This is a genomic window from Pseudoruegeria sp. HB172150, assembly GCF_013184805.1.
Taxonomy (GTDB): domain Bacteria; phylum Pseudomonadota; class Alphaproteobacteria; order Rhodobacterales; family Rhodobacteraceae; genus Psychromarinibacter.
Window position 1 is genome coordinate 114,718 of sequence record NZ_JAATNG010000004.1, and the last position, 20,988, is coordinate 135,705.

Below are 20,988 nucleotides of genomic sequence, written 5' to 3' on the forward strand. Positions count from 1 at the left end.
CGAGTGCCATGTCCGCCTGGATCCGGATGATCCCCGATGAAGAGGCCGACCCGGCCCTGAAGGACGTGCTGGACCTTGCCCGCACGCCGCACGGAACCGTCGACAATGTGATGCGGGTGCATTCGCTGCGGCCGAACACGATGAAGGGCCATGTGATCCTGTACCGCGCGGCGCTGCACGACGAGGCGAACACGATCCCGATGTGGCTGCAGGAGACGATCAGCTCTTACGTGTCGATCCTGAACAACTGCCCCTATTCACTGGCCAATCACTGGAAGAACGCGCGCCACCTGATCGGCGACGAGGAGCGCGCCGACGAGATCGGCGCGGCGCTGCAGGACGGGACGCCCGAGACGGTGTTCGAGGGGGCGGAGCTGGCGCTGATGCGCTATGCGGAGCAGCTGACCTGCAAGCCGGGGAAGATGCGGAAGGCGGATGTGGACGCGCTGCGCGAGGCGGGGCTGGACGATGGCCAGATCCTCGAGGCGAACCAGATCATCGGGTATTTCAACTACGTGAACCGGCTGCTGAACGGGCTGGGCGTCACCACGGACGGCGATGTCGTGGGCTATTATGCCGAGGCCGAGGAATGACGGCGGCCCCGCTGTTCCAGGCGCCGGATTTCTCTGCCACGCGGATCCAGCCGGAGATCGACCTGGCTGCGCCGGGCAAGCGCAGCGGGCATCTGGGGCTTCTGTGGTCGGACAATGCCAATCCGCTGGGCGTCTACCGGATTCCGGCGATGTGCATTGTCGGCGGGCCGGGGCCGACCGTGCTGCTGCTGGCCGGTGTGCACGGGGATGAATACGAGGGGCCGGTGGCGCTGACCCGGATGTATCAGGAGCTGGCGCCGGAAAAGGTTGCCGGGCGGCTGATCTTCCTGCCGATGCTGAACGGGCCCGCCTGCCAGGCGGGGACCCGGGTTTCGCCGCTGGACGGCGGCAACCTGAACCGCGCCTTTCCCGGCGATCCGGAGGGGCCGCCGACCCAGCAGATCGCGCATATGGTGTCGGCCTGCCTGCTGCCCGTGGCGGATGCGGTGATCGATCTGCATTCCGGCGGGCAGGCATCGTGGTTCGTGCCCTGCGCGCTGGCGGCGCGGGGGCGGGACGGGGCGCTGGACCCGGACAACATCAAGATGGCGCGCGCCTTCGGGACCGAGGTGGTCTGGGTGCTGGGCGCAGCGAACGACAGCCGGTCGGTGAACGGCGCGGCGACGGCGGCGGGCGTGCCCTGCATCGCGGCAGAGCTGGGCGGCGGCGGCGCGGTGGGCATCGACCCGCTGGACGCGGCCGAGACCGGCCTGTGCCGCACGCTGATCGAACTTGGCGTGGTGGAGGGCGAGCGGATCGCCCTGCCCGAGCCGCGGCTGGTCGAGCTGGCGCGGCCCGGGCATCGCGTGACCGCGCCGGAGACCGGGCTTTACCAGCCCGCGAAACAGGCCGGCGAGTCGGTGGGCGAGGGCGAGTGCCTGGGCTGGATCCTGTCGCCCGAGCGGCCGGAGGCGCCGCCGGTCGAGATCCTCGCCCGGACCTCGGGGCTTGTCCTTGCGGAGACGCGCCGCGCCAGGGTCGTGCCCGGAAGTTTCCTTGCATTCATCGCGTCGGACGTGGGCTGACCCCGCCCGCCCACAGAAGGAGTAGAGCAGATGAACTATGCCACCGCCCGCAAGACCGACGCCGATGAGATACCGGTCATCGACATCACGGCGCTTCGCGACGGATCGGACCCGATGACGGTTGCCAAGGCGCTGCATGCGGCGTCGAAGGGGTTGGGTTTCATCTATGTTCGAGGCCACGGCATTCCGGATGCGGTGATCGACGGGGCGCGGGCCGCGGCTTACGAATTCTTCCATGCCGATCCGGACCTGAAGGAGAGCGTGCGCGTGTCGTCCAGCCATCGCGGCTGGCTGGGGCAGGGCGGCGCGAAGATGCAGGACGACGCCAAGGCCGACCTGAAGGAAAGCTTCATCTGGGGGTTCCAGGATGCGGACGGAGTGACGCCGGACGATCACCCGCTGCGCGGCGGCAACCGGTGGCCGGCGTTTCAGCCGGGTCTGGAAGAGGCCGCGATGGCCTATTTCACCCATGCCCACGAGGTGGCGCATCACCTGATGCGCGGCTTTGCGATGGGGCTGGACCTGCCGGAGGATTTCTTTCTGAAGAGCGCCGACAAGCCGCTGTCACGCTGCTCCTTCGTCTATTACCCGCCGCAGGATGCCTCGCTGGGCGAGGATCAGTTCGGCGTCGGGCCGCATACGGATTTCGGCGTGCTGACCGTGCTGTGCCAGGACGATGTGGGCGGCCTGCAGGTCGAGGATGTGAACGGCGAGTGGATCGAGGCGCCTCCGATCGCGGGCACGCTGCTGGTCAATGTCGCCGATCTGCTGGCGCGGTGGACGGACGGGGAATACAAGTCCACGCCGCACCGGGTGGTGAACGCGTCGGGACGCGAGCGGATGTCGCTGGTTCTGGCCTTCGATCCCAACCCGGAAACCATGATCGACGCCAGCGAGGTCTTCGGCGACGGGTATCGGCCGGCCAACGAGCCGATCACCTGCGGGGATTACCTGATATGGCGCTTCGGCAAGGCGTTCGCCTACCGGAAGGCGTGATGCATGTTCGGTGAATCCGGGTCAGACGCCAAGCTGCTGTCGGAAGCAGCGCGCAACCTGCTGTTCGATTGCGCCGGGCTGAGTGCCGGGGACGAGGTCGTGATCTGCCACGAGGCGGCGGAGCACGGGTGGTACGATTTCGAAGCGGCCGAGAGCGTTGCGACCGAAGCGGAGGCGTTGGGTCTGCGGGTACGCAGGTGCGAGGCGTTGCCGCCGGACCGGGAGCAGCCGGCGGAGGTGGCGGAGCTGCTGACCTCGCCGGGCAACATCATCTTTTTCGCGCGTATCGGCGATCAGGGGCGGTTCGACGGGCTGGCGAAAGGGCGGCGGGTGATGGTCTATGCACGGAACGCCAACGATCTTGCGTCCGAGTTCGGACGTGTCCCGCATCAGGCAATGCTGGGCCTGAAGAAGGCCGTGGACGAAGTTCTGTTCACGGCCCGGACCATCGAGATCACCTGCCCGAACGGCACACGCGTTACAGGCCGTGCGCCCGTCGCCAGCGACACCGGCGAGACGCCCGCCGACGTCACCACGCGGCGGTTTCCGCTGGGCGTGCCTGCACCGGTGCCCGCGAACGGGTTCAGCGGACGCGTGGCGCTGACCGGCGCGCTGACGCCCACCGGGAACCGGTGTTACGAGCCTGCCGTGCTGCCGCTGGAACATCCCGTGTTCGGGCTGGTGGAGAATGGTCGGATTGCCGGGTTCGAGGGTGATGCCGCCGAAATCGTGCGGATCAGGGCGCATTACCAGGCGGTTGCGGATGCATTCGGGATCGAGCCGTTCGTGGTCCATAGCTGGCATGCGGGGATTCATCCCGGCTGCCGCTATTTCGACGCCACCGGGCAGGACCTCGACTATTGGTCGAACACGGTCTTTTCCAGTCCGCGCCTGCTGCATTTTCATACCTGCGGCACGTCGGCGCCGGGGGAGATCAGCTGGAACCTTCCTGATGCGACCGTTCTGGTCGACGGTGTAGCGCTTTGGGACAAGGGCCGGTTGATGCCGCAGGCGTTTCCGGCGCTTTCCGAGAGCCTGTCGAAGGCACCGTCGCTGGCACGGCTCTTCTGACGCTTCAGAGGTCGAAGATCTTTCCCGGATTCATGATGCCGGCCGGATCGAGCGCTCGCTTGACCGCCCGCATCGCCGGCAGCGTGTCCGGATGCTCGGCCCGAAGGTAGCGCTTTTTTCCCATCCCGATGCCATGCTCGCCGCTGCAGGTTCCGCCAAGCTCCAGTGACAGCGCGACCATCCGGTCGTGGATTTCGGTGGCCGCCTGCAGTTCCCCGGGCTGTGCGGGATCGCAGAGAAACATGGCGTGGAAATTGCCGTCGCCGACATGGCCGCAGATATGCGCGTCGAGCCCCGCCGCGTCGATCCAGGCACGGGTCCGGTCGATCGCCTCGGCGAGTTTCGAGATCGGCACGCAGAGGTCGGTGGACAGGGTTTCGCATCCCGGATTTGACCGGCGCGAGGCATGCACCGCGCCATGGCGCATCCGCCAGAGCGCGGCGGCCTCTCCGGGCAGGTCGCAGGGCTTTTCGGCTACGGCACCGTTCGCGCGGGCGACTTCGGCGAGAACCGCGATCTCTTCGGTGACGGCGGCGTCGGTACCGGCGATCTCGATCAGCAGCGATGGCGCTATGGGCAGATCGAGGTCGGATTCCGCAAGGCAGGCAGCCATCTGCGCCGTGTCCATAAGCTCGATGCGGGTCGGTTGCGCCCCACATTGCAGCGCCTCGATCACGGTTGTGACCGCGCTGGCGATGTCGGGAAAGCTGACCTGATAGGAGCGGCTGATTTCCGGGCGCGGCTGCAGCCGAAGGGTCAGGGCGGTGATTACCGCGAGCGTGCCTTCGGACCCGACCAGAAGATGCGTCAGGTCGTAGCCCGCGGCGCTTTTCCGGGCGCGGTTTCCGGTGCGGAGGATCGAGCCGTCCGGCAGCACCGCCTCGACCGACAGCACCGCGTCCCGCATCGTGCCGTAGCGGATGGTCGTGGTACCGGAGGCACGGGTCGAGGCCATGCCGCCGAGCGTCGCGTTGGCGCCGGGATCTACCGGGAAGAACAGGCCGGTATCGCGCAGGTGGTCGTTCAGGGCCTCGCGGGTGACGCCGGCCTGCACCTCGGCGATCATGTCGCCGGGAGACACGTCGAGGATCGCGGCCATGCGGGTCATGTCGAGGGCGATGCCGCCCTCGACGGCGAGCACCTGCCCCTCGACCGAGCTGCCCGCGCCGAAGGGGATGACCGGGCAGCGCGCCCCGGCGCAGCGGGGGAGCAGTTCGGCGATTTCCTGTGCCGTCTCCGGCCAGAGAACGGCATCGGGCAGGGCCGGCGGGAAATGCCCGGATTCGTCGCGGCCATGCAGTTCGCGCACCGATGTGCCGGTGCCGAACCGCGCGCCGAAGCGGGTCTGGCACCAGCCGAATAGCTCTTCGCGGGTCATCGGGTCAGGTCAGCGCGTCCAGCACCAGATCCATCTGCGCATCGGTGCCGATGCTGATCCGGATGCAGGGCTCGTCCCCGTGAACGCGCGACGGGCGGATGAGCAGGCCCCTGGCGATCAGCGCCGCGACGGCGTCGTCATAGCTCATCGGCGCGCCCTCGCTTCGCAGCAGGAAGAAATTGCCGGCTGGCTCCGGGACGCGCCAGCCGGCTGCGCGCAACGCCGTCACCACCCGGCTACGGGTCGCGCGGATGGTAGCCACGCTGGCGCGCATGGTGTCGCCGTCTTCCAGCGCCGCGATGCCGCCGGCGATGCCGGGCACGGACAGCGGGAAGGTCGGGCGGATCTTGAGGAGGGCTTCCATGATGGGTGGCGCGCCGATGCACCAGCCGATGCGCAGGCCGGCGAGGCCGAAGGCTTTGGAGAACGTGCGCTGGACGACGACGTTTTCCTTTTCCGCCGCCAGCCGCAGGCCGGTGTCGCCGATGTCGCTGAACTCGGCATAGGCCTCGTCCAGCACCAGCAGCGCGTCGGGGGGCACGACTTTGTAGAGCTCGCGCACGACTTCGGGCGGGGTCATGACGCCGGTCGGGTTGCCGGGATTGTCGAGATAGACCATGCGCGTGCGCGGTGTGATCGCGCGGGCGAGCGCGGCGGGGTCGACGGCGAAGTCGTTTTCCTTGTGGCGCGGCACCTCGACGGGGACGGATCCCTGCCCGATGGCGTAGGTGCGGAATTTCGGGAAGGAGTCGGTGAAATAGAGGCCCTCCTCTCCACGCCCGAGATAGGCGCGCATCAGGAAGGGCAGCAGCGAATCCGAGCCGGTGGAGGTGACGATCCGGTCGGCAGGAAGGTTCCAGAATTTCGCCAGCGCGTCGCCCAGGGCGGTGGCGTTGCTTTCGGGGTAAAGGTGGATGTCGTCCACCGCGTCGCGGATCGCTTTCTTGACCTTTTCGCCGGGGCCGTAGGGGTTCTCGTTCGAGGACAGCTTGATGGGGTTTTCCACCCCATCGGCCTGCGATGCGCCCTGAATGTAGGGCGGGACATCCATGATGCCCGCGACCGGAACCGGGCGTGCCGGTTCCGGACGGAGATCGTCTGCGGGGCTCACAGCTTCCACTTCGCTTTCAGGTCTTCGAAGAAGCCGCGGCGTTTCTTCAGTTCGATCCAGGTGTTGATGTAGTTGATCCAGACCTGATCGTCCTGGGCCATCAGCATGGCGATCTGCGACGGCTGGCGCGGATCGGTGTTGGGGACGCGCACGACGGGGAAGTTTTCCATCAGTGTGGAGCCCTCGATGTTCGAGGTCACGAAGACGTCGGCACGGCCGGACAGAACTTCCTGATAGCCGCGGGCGGGTGCTTCGATGACGGTGATCTCGGCTTCGGGGAACCACTGCTTGACCAGCGGCTCGAAGGAGGTACCGAGCGTCGTGGCGACCTTCACGCCGGACTTGTTGATCGAGTCCCAGCCGTCGAAGTCCGCTTCCTTGTCCTCGGTGGTGAAGGGGTACATCACCGCTTCGAGATAGACGTTGGAGAAGGCGGCCACCTTCATCCGGGCCGGCAGGATCGAGGCGGAGCCTGTCAGGTTGTAGTTTCCGGCGACGACGCCGTTGACCAGCGTCTTCCAGTCGGTCGGGACGAATTCGACCTCGACGCCGAGATCGCTGGCCAGTTCGTTCATCACGTCGATGTCGAATCCCTTGTAGGAATTCGTCGCCGGGTCGCGCACGCTCATCGGGTTCCAGTCGCCCGTGGTGCCGACCTTCAGCACGCCGGAATCGAGTATTTCGTTCAGCGCCGATTGCGCGCTGACGGGTCCGACGAGCCCGAGGAGGACCGCGGCGGAAATCAAAACTGCATATAATTTGCGCATTTCGTTTCTTCCTCTCTGTTGAAGAGCCTGGAGCACCCGAATTGCCGGTCTGGCGTGACTTCCGAGGCGGTATGGGATTGATCAAACGGCCTAGCCCCGTAAATTCCAAGGAAAAAATTCTACTGACAGTTAAAATCGGGAACAGGGTGCCAGCCAATGCAGCAAGCTGCGATAGAATTAGTCGGCGTGAATAAGTGGTTCGACAGCTTCCACGTGCTGAAGGACATCGACCTGACGGTCGCGCCGGGGGAAAAGATCGTGGTTTGCGGTCCGTCGGGGTCTGGAAAGTCGACGATGGTGCGCTGCATCAACCGGCTGGAGCGGCATCAGTCCGGGACCATTCGGATCGACGGCATCGAGCTGGAGGGCGAGGGGCGCAACGTGCGCACCGCACTGGCCGAGATCGGCATGGTGTTCCAGCAGTTCAACCTGTTTCCGCACCTGTCGGTTCTGGAAAACCTGATGCTCGGCCCGCTGAAGGTGCGCGGCAAGTCGCGGGCGGAGGCGGAGCAGATCGCGCGCCGCTACCTCGATCGCGTTCATATTCCCGAGCAGGCAGACAAGTATCCCGGCCAGCTGTCCGGGGGGCAGCAGCAGCGGGTCGCCATAGCGCGGTCGCTATGCATGGAGCCGCGGATCATGCTGTTCGACGAGCCGACCTCGGCGCTGGACCCCGAGATGATCTCGGAGGTGCTGGATGTCATGGTGGAGCTTGCCGCCGAGGGGATGACGATGATCGTCGTCACCCACGAGATGGGCTTTGCCCGGAAGGTGGCGGACCGGATGATATTCATGGACCGCGGCGAGATCGTGGAGAGCAACCCGCCCGGCCCGTTCTTCAGCGCCCCGGAATCCGAGCGCTGCCGCGCCTTCCTCGACCGCATCCTGCAACACTGAGATCCTCATGAAACGCTTCCTTGTCGCCGCCGGCCTGCTGCTTTTGCTGTCTGGCTGTTCCTCTTCCACGGCCTGGGGCTGGTACGTGATCGATCCCAGCACCGAACGTGGCCGCATCAACCTGCAGTTCCTGATCAGCGGTTTCGGCAACACGATTCTGCTGTCGGTCATCGCCGCGGTGATGTCGATGTTCCTCGGCCTGATCGTGGCGCTGCCGGGATTGTCGGATCAGCGGGGCTGGCGCTGGGCGAACCGGGTCTACGTGGAATTCATCCGCGCGATCCCGCTGCTGCCGATGCTGTTCTGGGTGTTCTATGGGCTGCCCGTGGTGCTGAAATCGATGGGCATCAAGGTGTCCATCGATCCGTTCTGGGGCGCGATCATCACGCTGGCGCTGGCGGACAGCGCCTTTACCGCCGAGATCTACCGCGCCGGCATCCAGTCCATTGCGCGCGGTCAGCGCGAGGCGGCGCAGACTATCGGGCTGAACCGGGCGCAGACCATGCGTTACGTGATCCTGCCGCAGGCGATCCGGCGGATCCTGCCGCCGCTGGCGAACCAGTTCATCTATATCGTGAAGATGTCCGCCTTTGCCTCTGTCATCGGGATGCAGGAACTGACGCGGCGCGCCAATGAACTGGTGGTGACGGAATACCGGCCGCTGGAGATCTACACCTTCCTGATCCTCGAATACCTTGTGCTGGTGCTGGTGATCAGCCAGGCGGTGCGCTGGCTGGAAAACCGGATGCGGGTGGACGAGCGGTAGTCGTCGCCTAAGCGCTTTCGGGTAACTGCGGGTGGCCTGTCGGCGGCGGCGCATCGGGACAGGCGGAGATTTCGACCCGCACGAGCTGCCCGGCGCAGCCCTGCGTCAGGCTGGAAGACGGGATATCGGGCGTCAGCGCGTTCGGGTTGCCGTTCACGCAGACTGTGCCGATGCCGGGGATCTCTGCCGGCGAGTACCATGCGCCGGTCGAAAGCTGCGCCACGCCGGGGCGGATATCCTCTGACAGGCGGACCCCGGCAAGGCAGGCGCCGTGGGGCGAGCGAAGGAGCGCCGTGTCGCCATCCTGCAGGCCGCGCGACGCGGCATCCTGCGGATGCATGCGAACTGTCTCGCGCCCGCCGGTCTTGCCCTCCTGGCTGTAGGGGCCGAAATCGAGCTGGCTGTGCAGCCTGCGGGCCGGCTGGTTGGCGACGAGGACGATGGGGCAGGCTTTGTCTTCGGCCACCGGCGGCAGCCATGTGGGATGGCCCTTGCAGTCGGACAGGTTGAAACCCGCCAGCGTCTGCGAAGTGATCTCTATTTTTCCGCTGGGCGTTGTCAGCGGGTTCGCCTGTGGATCGGCGCGAAAGCGCATCAGAAAGTCCGGGCTGTCGGACAGGGGCAACGCGATTTCGCCACCATCCATCAGGGCGTCGAACTCCGGCGCGGGAAGGTCCGCCTTTGCCAGCGCGTGGCGTGTGCGCTCGTAGAGACAGCTGAGCCAGCCGCACGCGTCGCGGCCCTCGGTGTAATCGTCTTCGCGGCCCAGGGCCCGGGCGAGGCGTGCGAAGATCTCGTAATCGTCCAGGGCTTCGCCCGGCGGTGCCGCCAGTGCCCGCATCGGGACAAGGTTCGGATCGTTGGCCCCCGCACCGATATCGTCGCGTTCCAGCGTCACGGTGGCAGGCAGAACGATGTCCGCGTGATGCGCCGTTGCGGTGGCCACCGAGTCGTTGACGACAACCGTGTCGGGCCGCGCGAAGGCGCGCGCCAGCCGCGAGAGATCCTGATGGTGGTGGAACGGGTTGCCGCCGGCCCAGTAGACCAGCCGGATATCGGGATAGGTCCGGGTTTCCCCGTCAAAGGAATAGGAATCGCCCGGGGACAGCAGCATGTCGGCGATCCGCGCGACCGGGATGAAATCCGACACTCGGTTGCGGCCCTGCGGAAGCGTCGGCAGCGGCACCGCGAGCGGCGGTTTGCCGACATTGCCGATGGAGCCGAGCCCGAAGGTCACGCCGCCGCCGGGCAGCCCGATGTATCCCAGCATCGCGGCCAGCGTGATGCCCATCCAGATCGGCTGTTCGCCGTGGCGGGACCGCTGCAGCGAATAGCTGAGGGTGATCATGGTGCGCGTCGCCGCCATCCGCTCGGCCAGCTTGGTGATCGTGTCCACCGGGATGCCGCAGATTTCCGCCGCCCACGCGGGGGTCTTCGGAATGCCGTCTGAGTGTCCGAGGAGGTATTGTTCGAATTCCGGGTAGCCGGTGGTGTAGCGGTCGAGGAAGTCGCGATCGTGCAGGCCCCTGTCGACGAGGTGATAGGCGAGGCCCAGCATAAGCGCGGTGTCGGTGCCGGGGGCCACCGGCAGCCATTCGGCATCTGCTTCGACAGGCAGGTCGTCTCGAATGGGCGAGGCCAAGACGAATCCCGCACCGCGCTCCGCCGCGCGGGCGATGGCGCCGCGGGCGACGTGGCGGCTGTTGCCGCCGCCGGAGATGGCGGCGTTGCGCACCGGGAGACCGCCGAAGCAGACGACGAGGCCGGACTGTTCGGCCAGCCCCGCCCAGCTGTCCATGCTGCGCGTAAAATGATGCAATGCCCCGATGATATGCGGCAGCAGGACCTCGGCGGCGCCGTTGGAATAGGTGGTGCGCGAGGCGACGTAGCCGCCCATCACGGTATTCATGAAGCGGTGGACATGCCCCTGCGCGTGGTGAAATCGCCCGGCGCTGGACCAGCCGTAGGACCCTGCGAAGATCGCTTTCGGCCCGTGGCGGTCGCCGATGCGGCGCAGCTCGTCCGACAGCAGCCGGATCGCCTCGGGCCAGTCGACCGGCACGAAAACGTCACGGCCGCGCCGGTCGTCGGGACCGGGGCCGTCCTCCAGCCAGCCGCGGCGGATCATCGGGCGGGTCAGGCGGGCAGGATGCGACAGCACGTTGGCGAAGTTGTCGATGATCCGAGAGGGGTCGGGATCGTCTGGGCTATGGCGCAACTCGACCGTTCCGCCGGATAGGCGGGCGGAGAAGGAACCCCAATGCGAGGAATGCGGGAGGAATCTTTGCGGTGCGGTCACTGTGCTCTTTCCGATATGCCGACCCGCGCCAGGGGACAGAGGGCGGAACGACCTTTCCACATTGTGCCGCGCCGCGCGGGCGGATGCCAGCGGATGAGCGTGGGATGTTCTGGTTTCTCTGCGGCCCGCAAAGGACTTGCGCGCGAGTGATTAATTCAACGCCGCCAATGCGTTCCCTTCGCGCCCGCCGGAACGAGATCGGGATTGTAAATCAGGCTGAAACCGCCGCTCCCGGAAGGCTTGCCTGCCCCGGGAGGGCTGGTGCCGGTGATAGGACTCGAACCTACGACCCCATCATTACGAATGACGTGCTCTACCAGCTGAGCTACACCGGCCATTGGCGGGCCGTTTAGCACCCGCCGTGGCCAGAGGGTAGCCCCAAAATCACGGTTTTTTCGCGTCCGTCTCCTCTACGGTTTCCGCTTCGGCGATCTCGTAATCGGCGGGCGGGGCATGGGGTTCTTCGTCCGGCGCGGCGTCGGGTTTGGGCGTGGCGGCCTTCGGGGCGGGCGCGGGTTCCGGCATCGGCGCCGCCTGCGTCTCCACCGGGGCGGGCACGGGGTCGGGCTCGGGCTTTTTCGGTTCGCCGACAATCATCGGCAGCATGCCGGTGGCGCCGGGCATCGCAACCTCGCCCTCGGCCGGGACGCGCCAGGACAGCGTGTCGAAGCCGGAACAGTTGGAGCAGATCGGCGCCCAGTGGGCGTGGATGCTCTGGCAGTTGTCGCAGACCCATTGTGGCCCGCGCGACGCGGTAAGCGCACGGGTCAGGTAGGCGCGGACGATGGTGTCGTCGGAGCCTTCGCCGCGCTCGATGGCGGCCATGATGGCGAGCGAGCGCGCGGTCGGCTGCGATTGCGCCAGGTCGCCGAGAGCGCGGCGAGCGGCCGGAAAGTCCTCGGCGGCAATCAGGAGTTCGGCCGCAAGCATCTTCGTTTCCGGGTTTTCCGGGTGCTGTTTCGTCAGCACCGAGAAGCGCTTCACCCGTTCGGCCGGCGTTTCGTCGGGCGCGATTTCGGCGAAGGCGGCGGCGAGGTCGGGATGCGGCTGCACCTCCCACGCCTTGCGGATGACGCGGGTTGCGTAGCGGGGTTTGCCCTGCTCGATATAGCCGCGCGCGGCCATGACGGCGGCTGGGATCAGGTCGGGCGACAGGCGGTTCGCTTCGATGGCGGCTTCGCGCGCCTCGATGCTGCTGTCGGCGCTGAACACCGCCTCGGCCTCGGAGAGGGCCAGCACCGCATCGCGGCGACGGTAGACGTCGCGCGGCAGTGAGCCTTGCTTGAGCTTGGCGCCCAGCGTGTGGCGGGCGCCCTTCCAGTCGCCGTGCTCCGCCTGCAGGCGCAGCAGGATGTCCTGGGTTTCCTCGTGCCGCGGCTTCAGGGCATAGGCCTTTTCGGCCAGCTTCATCGCGGTGTCGGTGTCCCCCTCGGCCAGCTTCTGTTTCATGATGCCGCGGATGCCGACAAAGCGGGTGCGGTCATCGGCCAGCAGCTGCTTGTAGGTCGCTTCCGCCTTGGCGCGGTCGCCCTCGATCTCGGCGGCCTGCGCGATCAGCAGGTTCGTCAATTCGGGCCGGTTGAGGTACTTGTCCGCTTTCTGCGCCTTGGTCATGGCCAGCCGCCCCTCGCCCGAGGCCAGCGCCATCATGCCGTCAGCCAGGGCCTGGAAGCCCTTGCGCTCGCGGTTGCGGGCGAAGTAGCGGGAGATCGCGGTTTCGTCGCCATTCAGGAAGCGGAAGATCGCGACCAGCAGGCCGACGAGCTTCAGGAACAGCCAGACCGCCAGTACCAGCAGGATCAGGGCGATCACCGCCTGCAGCGGGCCGAGCACGAATTCGGTATAGCCAATCGCGATGCGTATGCTGCCGTCGGTTTCCAGCAGGTAGGCCGCACCATAGGTGGCCGCCGCGATGAGGGCGACGAACAGGATGACCTTTATCAAAGACCAGAGCATGCAGGCGTCCTCAATTCTGTTCCAGTTGCGCAGCGAGATTGTCGGCAGCGGCGAGGGCCGTGCGCCGGGACTCGGCCTGCGCCGCCCAGTCCGCCAGTGCCTGCCGCCCGACCTCGGGCAGGGCGTCGATTTCCGTCAGCGCGGTTTCAAGGTCGCCGCGGGACAGTGCCGCCTCGGCCCGCGACAAGACGGCATCGGGATCGTTGCCGTCACGCGGGGCGAGCGAGCGGGCGCCAAGCTGGGTGCGCACGAAAGCCTGGAAGGGGCTGATCTCACCCTCGTCCGCGGCAGCTTCGGTCGACAGGGCCAGCGCGCGGCGGGCGTATTCGGGGAAGCTTTCGCGCAGGGCGCCGAGCGTGGGAATGCCGGTCTCGGCGGCATCGGATAAAGGCGCCGGAACATCGGCACCGGAGAGTGTGCCGACTTCTTGTAGCGGCTCGGCAAAGGATCCGCCGGAGGCGAGCGCGGCGGTCACCTCGGTCATCGCGGCGCGCGCCTCGGCCAGCTGCGCGGCGCGCTGGGCGGCGGATTCGGCTTCGGCCGCGGTAGCCCGAACGCTTTCCAGCTCCGCCAGCTTCGCATTCAGCTCTTCCTGCAGCGTGGCAAAGCGGCCATCTAGACCGGCCTGCAACTCGCTGAACTTTTCGTCATAGGCATCCGAGATCGCCTGCGGCAGTTCTGCCTCGGGGATCTGTTGCACGGCGAGGTCTTGCAGACGCGCATCGGTGCCGTCGAGACGGTTTGCGAGGGCGGTCAGGGCATCGGATGTCGCCTCGGTCGCGGATCGCTGTTGGTCGAGCGCCTCGGTTACGGCGCTGAGGTCCGGTTCGGCCTCTTCCAGCGCATCGATCTCGGATTGCGCGGCCTGCAGCGCCTCGCGCGCTTCGGTCAGTTCGGTCTGCAGGGTGTCGACGCGGGCCACCAGTTCCTTGTCGGTGCCGCCCAGGTCGACGATCCCCTGCTGCTGCACGAGATAGAGGATTCCGGCGCCGACGACTGCGGCGATCACGCCGCCGAGCAGCATCGGAAAGAGGCCGGAACCGCCGGACGGCGGCGGCGTGGTCGCGATCTCGGTCGCGGGTGGCGGCGATTCGCTGTGCTGGAAGGTGGCGGTGGGTTCGGAATCGGTTGAGGCTTCTTCGCCGGGCGTCGGCGCTGCGCTGTCGTCGGCTGCGGCGAGCGGGGTATCGGTTTCGTCGACCGACGGTTCGCCCGCGATGACAGCGCCGCCGGTGTCCTCGGGGGTTTCGGAAGTCTCGTCCGGCTTTGGTGCCTCAGGTTCGCCCGCTTCTGCCGCAGTGGCGTCCGTCGACTCCGCGTTCGTATCTTCCAAGTCCTTCTTGGGCTCGGACGTGTAGATCGGGGTATCCGTCGTATCGGGGGACGCATCCGTGATGGCTTCGTCGCCGGTTTCCGGATCTGTCTTATCACCGGCTGGCAGGCTGTCCTCGGCGGGAAGCGGATCGACCGGATTGTCCGGCTTCTCCGTCTCGGCTTCGGTCTTGTCGCTCTTCGGTTTTCTCGCCAAGGACTGGACCCCTTAATCGGACTGCGACCGGATTGCCTGTCGCGGGACAACGAGTCAAACCTAGTCCGCTACGGGCACGGCCTCAAGCGCGGCGCGTGCCGTAGGCTTCTGAGAGTTTGCCCAGAATTCCGGCAGCCTCCGGCTTCTCTGCGACAAGGAGCCGCGCCGGAGTGGGGCCGGTCCATGCCTCCGCGACCGCCTGGCTGAGCGCGATCAGGGTTAACGGCGCGCTCGCGGATGCGCCAGCATCGCCGAGGATCCGGGCGCTGCGGGGCGAGAAGAGCGGGGCGATGACGGGGGTGTCGGAGGCGAGCAGGGCCTGCGCCTTTGGGGTCAGCGGTTGCCGTAGCTGCCGGTAGAGTGTGACGTCTTCGATGTCGAAGCCGGCGGCGGTGAGGCGTTCGCGTACTTCGCCCCGCGTTTCGGCGCCGTGGGCGAAGAGGAGGCGGCCCTGCGGCGCCTCGGCCCGGATCAGGGTGACAAGATCGTCGGCGCTTCCCCCGGCGGAGATGGCGGTCATCCCTGCGGCATCGGCAGTCGCGGCGGTGCGGTCGCCGACGCAATAGGCAGTGAGCCCGCTGACGTCGGCGGCTTCGGCGAGGGCGCGTGCGCCGTTCTCGGACGTCAGGATGACTGCGGCGATGGCTTTGAGCGAGACGGCGGCGCCGGTGGGCTCGATCTGCAGTACAGGCGAGATGACCACGGGCACCTCTGCTCCGAGCCGCGCGCGCGCTTCGGTGGCGAAGCGTTCGCTCTGCGCCTGTGGGCGGGTCAGCAGAAGGGTCGGTGTCACGTTGCGGCCGCCGGGATTGCCTGAGGATGGGGCGGGTGTTACCTGCCGGAAGAAATCCACGCAATGGGCGGGACCATGGCCGCGACGCTTACGATACTGGGGCTGGAGAGCAGCTGCGACGATACAGGGGCCGCTGTGGTGCGGCAGCGCGACGATGCCGCGCCCGAGATCCTTGCGAATGTCGTGGCCGGGCAGGGCGACCTGCACGCGGCTTTCGGCGGCGTCGTGCCCGAGATCGCGGCGCGGGCGCATGTGGAAAAGCTGGACCTCTGTGTGGAGCGTGCGCTGGAGGAAGCCGGGCTGCGGCTGTCCGACATGGATGCGGTCGCGGTAACGGCGGGACCGGGGCTGATCGGCGGAGTGCTGGCTGGGGTGATGTGCGCCAAGGGGCTGTCCGCCGGGGCGGGGCTGCCGCTGATCGGGGTGAACCACCTGGCCGGTCACGCGCTGACGCCGCGGCTGACGGACGATCTGGCCTATCCCTACCTGATGCTGCTGGTGTCCGGCGGGCATTGCCAGTTCCTGACCGTGGGCGGGGCGGAGGATTTCTCGCGCCTTGGCGGCACCATCGACGATGCGCCGGGCGAGGCTTTCGACAAGACGGCGAAGCTGCTGGGGCTGCCGCAGCCGGGCGGGCCTGCGGTGGAGGCGGAGGCGGAGAAGGGCGATGCGACGCGGTTCGCGTTCCCGCGGCCGCTGCTGGACCGGCCGGGATGCGACATGTCCTTTTCCGGGCTGAAGACGGCGCTGTTGCGGGCGCGCGACGCTGTAGTCGTGGAGAAGGCCGGGCTGACGGAACAGGACCGCGCAGACCTGTGCGCCGGGTTCCAGCAGGCCGTCTGCGACGTACTGGCGGAGAAGACGCGGCGCGCGCTGGCCGAGTACATGGCAGAGGAACCCGAGGCGCCGGCGCTGGCTGTCGCGGGCGGTGTCGCCGCGAACAAGGCAATCCGCTCGGCGCTGGAAGCCGTGGCGGAGGAGGCGGGCGTTGCGTTCACCGCGCCGCCGCTAGCGCTTTGCACCGATAACGCGGCGATGATCGCCTGGGCCGGGATGGAACGCTACCGGCTGGGGCTATTCGACGACCTCGATCTGGCCGCGCATCCGCGCTGGCCGCTCGACCAATCCAGCCAGCCGATGCTAGGCAGCGGCAAGCGGGGGGCCAAGGCATGAGTGTCGCGGTCTTTGGCGCGGGCGCATTCGGAACTGCGCTGGCGGTGGCGCTGGCGCGGGACGGGCAGGCAGTGACGCTTTGGGCGCATGACGCCGATCATGTCGCGGCGATGGCCGAGGCGCGGGAGAACGCAAAGCGGCTGCCGGGTGTCTCCCTGCCAGCGATGCTGAGTGTGACGGCGGAGGCAGACCGTGCGGCCCGCGCCGACGTGATCCTGATGGCCGTGCCGATGCAGACTCTGGCAGGTGTTCTGGAAGCCCATGCCGGGCTGTGGCAGGGCAAGCGCATCCTCGCCTGCTGCAAGGGCGTGGAGCTGGCGACCGGGCGGTTCCCGTCGCAGGTGATCGGCGATTGCGCAGCGGGCGCGGTGCCTGCGCTGCTGTCCGGCCCCAGCTTTGCCGTGGATATCGCCGCCGGGCTGCCGACCGCGCTGACCCTTGCCGCCGCTGACGAGGACGAGGCACAGGCGCTGCAGGAGCAGCTGTCGACGCCGGTCCTGCGGCTTTACCGCAGCACGGACATGGCCGGGGTGGAACTGGGTGGCGCCCTGAAGAACGTGATCGCCATCGCCTGCGGCATGGCGATTGGCGCAGGGCTTGGCGAAAGCGCGCGCGCGGCCCTGATCACGCGCGGTTACGCCGAGATCCAGCGGCTCGCGGTGACGCGCGGCGCGAAGCCGGAGACTCTGGCCGGGCTGTCTGGCATTGGCGATCTGGTGCTGACCTGCACATCGGAAAAGTCCCGGAACTACGCGTTCGGGTTGCGGCTGGGCCAGGAGGGCCACGCCGAAACGATTGCCACGACCGAGGGTATCGCGACGGCCCGCGCCGTCACTGCCGTGGCGGGGCGCGAAGGGCTGGAGATGCCGATTACGGCGGCCATCGCCGCGGTGCTCGACGGGAAATGGACGGTGCATCAGGCCGCCGAAGCACTGATGACGCGGCCGCTGAGATCCGAGTGAGCTTGTGGCGCGCCGGCGGATTTCCTAGACATTCGGCAACCACAAGAAGGAGCGTCGCCATGGCCTACTGGCTGTTCAAGTCTGAACCCTCGACCTGGTCCTGGGACGATCAGGTGGCCAAGGGAGAGGCGGGCGAAGAGTGGGACGGCGTCCGCAACTATCAGGCGCGTAACCATATGCGCGAGATGAAGCTGGGCGATCTGGGGTTCTTCTACCACTCGCAAAGCGAAAAGGCCGTGGTCGGTATCGTCGAAGTCTGCGCCGAGATCCATCCGGACAGCACGACCGATGACGAACGCTGGGAATGCGTGGACATCATGGCGGTGAAGCCGGTCAGAACGCCGGTAACGCTGGCCGAGATCAAGCAGAACCCGAAGCTTTCCGACATGGTGCTGGCCAACAACACGCGGCTGTCGGTGCAGCCGGTGACCGAGGCCGAATGGAAAGAGGTCTGCGCGATGGCGGGCGTCGACCCCTGAGCCATTCCTGTGGCCCGGTGGGAAATCCTGCGGCATAGTTCCCGGCATCGTGGACAGCGCGCAGGACAGGGTACATTGCCATGGACATCTTTGCCATCATAGGCGCCGCGGCGGCGGCTTGGATTTTTGGCGCGATCTGGTACGGGTTTCTGGGCGCGCGCTGGATGGCGGCCTCTGGCCTGACCGAGGATAGCATCGACCGCAAGAACGCGGTCCCCTATGTCGGCAGCTTCGTCTGTGCGCTGCTGGTGTCGACCATGTTCTGGCACGTGCTCAAGACGGCGGAGATCGTCGGGATCGGGGAATCGGCACTGACAGGGCTTGGTCTGGGCCTGTTCGTTGCGGCGCCATGGATCGCGACCAACGTGCTGTTCAGCCAGCGCGACAAGAACCTGATCTGGATGGATTGCGCCTATCCCGCGGGCGGCATGACACTGATGGGCATCGTGCACGCGCTGATCTGATACGCACCTGACATTCTGGCAAAGAAAGGAGGGCCGCGACCCCGGTCGTGACCCTCCAAACTCCCCACGCGCCTCACGGCCCACCGGGCTCCCCACGCGTTCGGTTTAAGGTCTGACCTTCTGGTCGAGTTGGATTTACTATGGCCCGATCAAGGCGACCGTGCAAGGAAAGCCTGTCTAAAACTCTTTCTATCGCAACAGGTTAGTCGTAACGGATCGTTAACTAGCGGATCTGCTGGCGGTAGGCCGTATCCTTGTCAGCCGTAGACGGATTCTTTTCCGAACCGCTTCACCAGCATGTAGTAGACAACGGGGCGATACTTGTTCCGCTCGGACGTCCCGTAGGTCTCGATTACCGCCTGAACGGCATCCATCAGCTCGGGGCCATCGGGCAGGGCCAGTTTCTTGATGAGGAAGTTGTTCTTCACCGTCTCCAGTTCCGACGGCTGGCTGGCGGTGACGGTGGCGCCGTCGTCATCGTAGATCGAGGGGCCGCAGCCGATTGCGACCTTGGTCAGGAGGTCCAGATCCGGCGTTACGCCGCATTTGGTGCGCAAATCCTCGGCGTATCGCGTGATCAGGTCGTCTCGTCGGCCCATCCGATTCCCTTGCTGGTCTGTCCTGACACCCGGCGGATCGCATGCCGCCCGCCGCCGGGCGTGCCGATCAGGTTAATCAGCAATCTGCGGCGGACCAAGGCAAAAGCAGCTGCCAGCGGGCACCCGCCGGTCACGCGGCCAGCCGCGCCTCGAGTTCGGCAAGGCTCATCGACCCGGGCCCCTTGCCGCTCGCCAGGAGCTCTGTCGAGAGAAACGTCAGCGCGTCGTTCAGCGGAGTCGGAACGCCGTGCAGCCGGCCCAGAAGGGAAATCTCGCCGTTCAGATAGTCCGTCTCGATGCTGCCCGCACCACGCGCCAGGCTTTGAGAGGTGGAGCCTCCGATGCGCGGTGCGTCGGGAAGCTTGGCCTGCCTGATCGCTTCGCGCCGTCCGTCGTCGAAGCCGACATTGCGCCACGCGATTCCGGCCGCGTCGTACACGGCGCTCGCCTCTGCCCGCACCCGGTCGCGCAGATCGTCCTTACTGGTCCCGTGGCCAAGTGCTGCCTCCAGGATGTTGTTCGTGTTGAGCAGCAGCTTTCCGTATTTGCTGGCCATCACGTCCTCCATGACGAAACACGCGATATTCGCGGCTTCCAGCGCCTCTGCCAGTGCCGCGTCGTCAGAGTCTGTCCCGTGCGGATATCGTCCGATATCGTACATGCCAAAGCGCGGCTCCACCGTCACGCTGACCTTTCCGGGTTCGAGATAGGTTGCCGGCATCATGACAGTCACGCCGTGGACATTCGGAAACACCCGCAAAGCAGCGCGCTCGTTCGCGACGCCGTTCTGGCAACAGAAGATCGCCTGTTCGCGTACACCGGCCAGGCGCAGGGCATCCAGCGCCGCCGCAGTGTCCTGCCCCTTCATCGTCAGCAGGATGCAGTCGTCGGGGCGGAACTCGATTTCGGCGGGGCTGGAAACACAGGGAAACTCTGCCCTCTCGCTGCCACGATAGCTGATCAGCGTCAGACCGTCGCTGCGGATGGCGTCCAGCATGCGGCCACGGGCGATGCCGACCACGTCGCGGCCGGCAATTGTCAGGGCTGCTGCCAGGGTCCCACCGATGGCCCCGACGCCGTAAATGATGAATCGCATGCTGCCCTCCTGTTCGTTTTCGGCGCAAGAAGGACGGAAGCCGCCCCGACATGCAAGAGGCGCGCCGGGGTTCCGGCGCGCCTTCGTTGTTTCGGACCGGCTTCAGCAGCCGGATTGCCCGAAAATTACCCAGACGTTTCGTCAGTCTCGGTTTCAGCTTCGGTTTCCGTTTCCATCTCGGTCTCTGCAGCGCCGTCCGTTTCGGTCTCGGCAGCAGCGTCGGCCTCGGTATCGGTCTCGGTTGAGCTGTCCATTTCGGTTTCGGCGGCGGCGTCCGCCTCGCCTTCGGTCGCGGCCGGTTCTTCCGTGGCTTCATCCGCGGTCTCTTCGGTGGCCGGTTCCTCCATTGCAGAGTCGTCCGACGCAGAGCCCTCGGACGCATCCGCGGCAGGTTCTTCCGGCGCGGTCTCGTCCATTTCCGATTGGATCAGCTCGGCGATGGGCGTTTCGTCCGGCAGACCTTCAACGCCGGATTCGTCGAATTCCGGTTGCGCCTTGAGCGTTTCCTTGTCGGTGCTCAGGGTGAAGCCGGTGCCGTCTTCGTTCAGCTGGAAATCCTCCAGCGGAAGGGCGACGGTGTATTCGCCCAGACCGATGAAGCCGCCGATGCCGAGCACGGCCTTGGCGCCATCCGGAGGGCTAACGACATAGTCGATCTCTGCGATGCGGTTGCCTTCGGGATCGTAGGCAATCATGCCGACAACGTCACCAACCGTCATCTCTTCGATGCTGGTAAAGGCCGGCGCCGCGGGTTCGGCGGTTTCAGCCATGGTGCTGTCGGTCATCGTATCCGTAGCAGCCGGATCGGTGGCCGTGGTGGTGTCCTGGGCAAGTGCGCCGCCGGCAAGCAGGGCCGAGAGAGCCGCACCAGTCATGAGGGTCTTCAGTTGCGTCAGTTTCATCTGTGCCTCCTTGAGTCACTGTATGACCCAAGAATGCGGTACCGGATGGTTTCGTTCCGGTTCTGACGCGGAATTAGGCGGGAATCACAGGAAATGGGCAGGAATGGCGACAGCCCGCCCAAAAGCGGAGTCG

The 20,988-nt window shown here is 66.6% G+C and carries 20 protein-coding genes and 1 tRNA gene; 10 read left to right on the forward strand and 11 right to left on the reverse strand.

Features of this window, described 5'->3' with window-relative positions:
• Nucleotides 1-8: 8 nt before the first annotated feature.
• Genes HCO70_RS17400 through HCO70_RS17415 form a run of 4 tightly spaced genes read left to right on the forward strand, consistent with a single transcriptional unit; the run spans nucleotide 9 to nucleotide 3,685 of the window.
• Complete coding sequence (locus tag HCO70_RS17400; RefSeq protein ID WP_172298507.1) at nucleotides 9-593, forward strand: carboxymuconolactone decarboxylase family protein; 585 nt, start codon at nucleotides 9-11, stop codon at nucleotides 591-593.
• Nucleotides 590-1,618 (forward strand): succinylglutamate desuccinylase/aspartoacylase family protein, encoded by a 1,029-nt coding sequence (locus HCO70_RS17405; protein ID WP_172298509.1) that lies wholly within the window; start codon nucleotides 590-592, stop codon nucleotides 1,616-1,618. The genes HCO70_RS17400 and HCO70_RS17405 overlap by 4 nt, the downstream gene beginning before the upstream one ends.
• Before the next feature lie 30 nt (nucleotides 1,619-1,648).
• Complete coding sequence (locus HCO70_RS17410) at nucleotides 1,649-2,614, forward strand: isopenicillin N synthase family oxygenase (protein ID WP_172298511.1); 966 nt, start codon at nucleotides 1,649-1,651, stop codon at nucleotides 2,612-2,614.
• A gap of 3 nt (nucleotides 2,615-2,617) precedes the next feature.
• Nucleotides 2,618-3,685 carry a hypothetical protein gene (locus tag HCO70_RS17415; protein ID WP_172298513.1) on the forward strand — a complete coding sequence of 356 codons (1,068 nt, stop codon included), beginning with the start codon at nucleotides 2,618-2,620 and terminating at the stop codon, nucleotides 3,683-3,685.
• A gap of 4 nt (nucleotides 3,686-3,689) precedes the next feature.
• On the opposite strand, the gene HCO70_RS17420 is transcribed toward HCO70_RS17415, so the two are convergent.
• The 3 genes from HCO70_RS17420 to HCO70_RS17430 are packed head-to-tail and all read right to left on the reverse strand — an operon-like array spanning nucleotide 3,690 to nucleotide 6,941.
• The gene (locus tag HCO70_RS17420) at nucleotides 3,690-5,063 is read right to left on the reverse strand and encodes an FAD-binding oxidoreductase (RefSeq protein WP_172298515.1); all 1,374 of its coding nucleotides are present in this window, start codon (nucleotides 5,061-5,063) and stop codon (nucleotides 3,690-3,692) included.
• 4 nt (nucleotides 5,064-5,067) lie between these two features.
• Nucleotides 5,068-6,174, reverse strand: a complete 1,107-nt coding sequence (locus HCO70_RS17425; RefSeq protein WP_172298517.1) for a histidinol-phosphate transaminase — start codon at nucleotides 6,172-6,174, stop codon at nucleotides 5,068-5,070.
• On the reverse strand, nucleotides 6,171-6,941 hold the full coding sequence (locus HCO70_RS17430; protein WP_172298519.1) for a transporter substrate-binding domain-containing protein: 771 nt from the start codon (nucleotides 6,939-6,941) through the stop codon (nucleotides 6,171-6,173). The genes HCO70_RS17425 and HCO70_RS17430 overlap by 4 nt, the downstream gene beginning before the upstream one ends.
• Before the next feature lie 156 nt (nucleotides 6,942-7,097).
• Between HCO70_RS17430 and HCO70_RS17435 the strand changes: the two genes are divergently transcribed.
• Both HCO70_RS17435 and HCO70_RS17440 read left to right on the forward strand, forming a co-directional pair.
• Entirely contained in the window at nucleotides 7,098-7,838 is a 741-nt protein-coding gene (locus HCO70_RS17435) for an amino acid ABC transporter ATP-binding protein (RefSeq protein WP_172298521.1), read from the forward strand.
• Between the two features lie 7 nt (nucleotides 7,839-7,845).
• Nucleotides 7,846-8,604, forward strand: coding sequence for an amino acid ABC transporter permease (locus HCO70_RS17440; RefSeq protein ID WP_172298523.1), 759 nt, complete (start codon nucleotides 7,846-7,848; stop codon nucleotides 8,602-8,604).
• Between the two features lie 7 nt (nucleotides 8,605-8,611).
• Here HCO70_RS17440 and HCO70_RS17445 read toward each other — a convergent pair whose 3' ends face one another.
• From HCO70_RS17445 to HCO70_RS17465, 5 genes are all read right to left on the reverse strand, one after another.
• The gene (locus tag HCO70_RS17445) at nucleotides 8,612-10,903 is read right to left on the reverse strand and encodes a molybdopterin-dependent oxidoreductase (protein WP_371742257.1); all 2,292 of its coding nucleotides are present in this window, start codon (nucleotides 10,901-10,903) and stop codon (nucleotides 8,612-8,614) included.
• A gap of 259 nt (nucleotides 10,904-11,162) precedes the next feature.
• A tRNA-Thr gene (locus HCO70_RS17450) sits at nucleotides 11,163-11,238 on the reverse strand.
• A 49-nt stretch (nucleotides 11,239-11,287) separates the two neighbouring features.
• The gene (locus HCO70_RS17455; RefSeq protein WP_172298525.1) at nucleotides 11,288-12,859 is read right to left on the reverse strand and encodes a heme biosynthesis protein HemY; all 1,572 of its coding nucleotides are present in this window, start codon (nucleotides 12,857-12,859) and stop codon (nucleotides 11,288-11,290) included.
• A 10-nt stretch (nucleotides 12,860-12,869) separates the two neighbouring features.
• The gene (locus HCO70_RS17460) at nucleotides 12,870-14,387 is read right to left on the reverse strand and encodes a hypothetical protein (RefSeq protein ID WP_172298527.1); all 1,518 of its coding nucleotides are present in this window, start codon (nucleotides 14,385-14,387) and stop codon (nucleotides 12,870-12,872) included.
• An 82-nt stretch (nucleotides 14,388-14,469) separates the two neighbouring features.
• On the reverse strand, nucleotides 14,470-15,180 hold the full coding sequence (locus HCO70_RS17465) for a uroporphyrinogen-III synthase (protein WP_172298529.1): 711 nt from the start codon (nucleotides 15,178-15,180) through the stop codon (nucleotides 14,470-14,472).
• Nucleotides 15,181-15,255: 75 nt separating this feature from the next.
• On the opposite strand from HCO70_RS17465, the gene tsaD reads away from it, so the two are divergent.
• The 4 genes from tsaD (at nucleotide 15,256) to HCO70_RS17485 (ending at nucleotide 18,258) form a co-directional block, all read left to right on the forward strand.
• Nucleotides 15,256-16,353, forward strand: a complete 1,098-nt coding sequence (tsaD, locus tag HCO70_RS17470; RefSeq protein WP_172298531.1) for a tRNA (adenosine(37)-N6)-threonylcarbamoyltransferase complex transferase subunit TsaD — start codon at nucleotides 15,256-15,258, stop codon at nucleotides 16,351-16,353.
• Nucleotides 16,350-17,315 carry an NAD(P)H-dependent glycerol-3-phosphate dehydrogenase gene (locus HCO70_RS17475; protein ID WP_172298533.1) on the forward strand — a complete coding sequence of 322 codons (966 nt, stop codon included), beginning with the start codon at nucleotides 16,350-16,352 and terminating at the stop codon, nucleotides 17,313-17,315. Before tsaD ends, HCO70_RS17475 begins: the two co-directional genes overlap by 4 nt.
• Before the next feature lie 59 nt (nucleotides 17,316-17,374).
• Entirely contained in the window at nucleotides 17,375-17,794 is a 420-nt protein-coding gene (locus HCO70_RS17480) for an EVE domain-containing protein (RefSeq protein WP_172298535.1), read from the forward strand.
• Between the two features lie 80 nt (nucleotides 17,795-17,874).
• Entirely contained in the window at nucleotides 17,875-18,258 is a 384-nt protein-coding gene (locus tag HCO70_RS17485; RefSeq protein WP_172298537.1) for a DUF1761 domain-containing protein, read from the forward strand.
• A gap of 257 nt (nucleotides 18,259-18,515) precedes the next feature.
• On the opposite strand, the gene HCO70_RS17490 is transcribed toward HCO70_RS17485, so the two are convergent.
• The 3 genes from HCO70_RS17490 to HCO70_RS17500 all read right to left on the reverse strand — a co-directional run bounded on the left by HCO70_RS17490 (nucleotide 18,516) and on the right by HCO70_RS17500 (nucleotide 20,855).
• The gene (locus HCO70_RS17490; protein WP_172298539.1) at nucleotides 18,516-18,857 is read right to left on the reverse strand and encodes a DUF2853 family protein; all 342 of its coding nucleotides are present in this window, start codon (nucleotides 18,855-18,857) and stop codon (nucleotides 18,516-18,518) included.
• A 130-nt stretch (nucleotides 18,858-18,987) separates the two neighbouring features.
• On the reverse strand, nucleotides 18,988-19,953 hold the full coding sequence (locus tag HCO70_RS17495; RefSeq protein WP_172298541.1) for a ketopantoate reductase family protein: 966 nt from the start codon (nucleotides 19,951-19,953) through the stop codon (nucleotides 18,988-18,990).
• 125 nt (nucleotides 19,954-20,078) lie between these two features.
• Nucleotides 20,079-20,855 carry a hypothetical protein gene (locus HCO70_RS17500; protein ID WP_172298543.1) on the reverse strand — a complete coding sequence of 259 codons (777 nt, stop codon included), beginning with the start codon at nucleotides 20,853-20,855 and terminating at the stop codon, nucleotides 20,079-20,081.
• Between the last annotated feature and the right edge of the window lie 133 nt (nucleotides 20,856-20,988).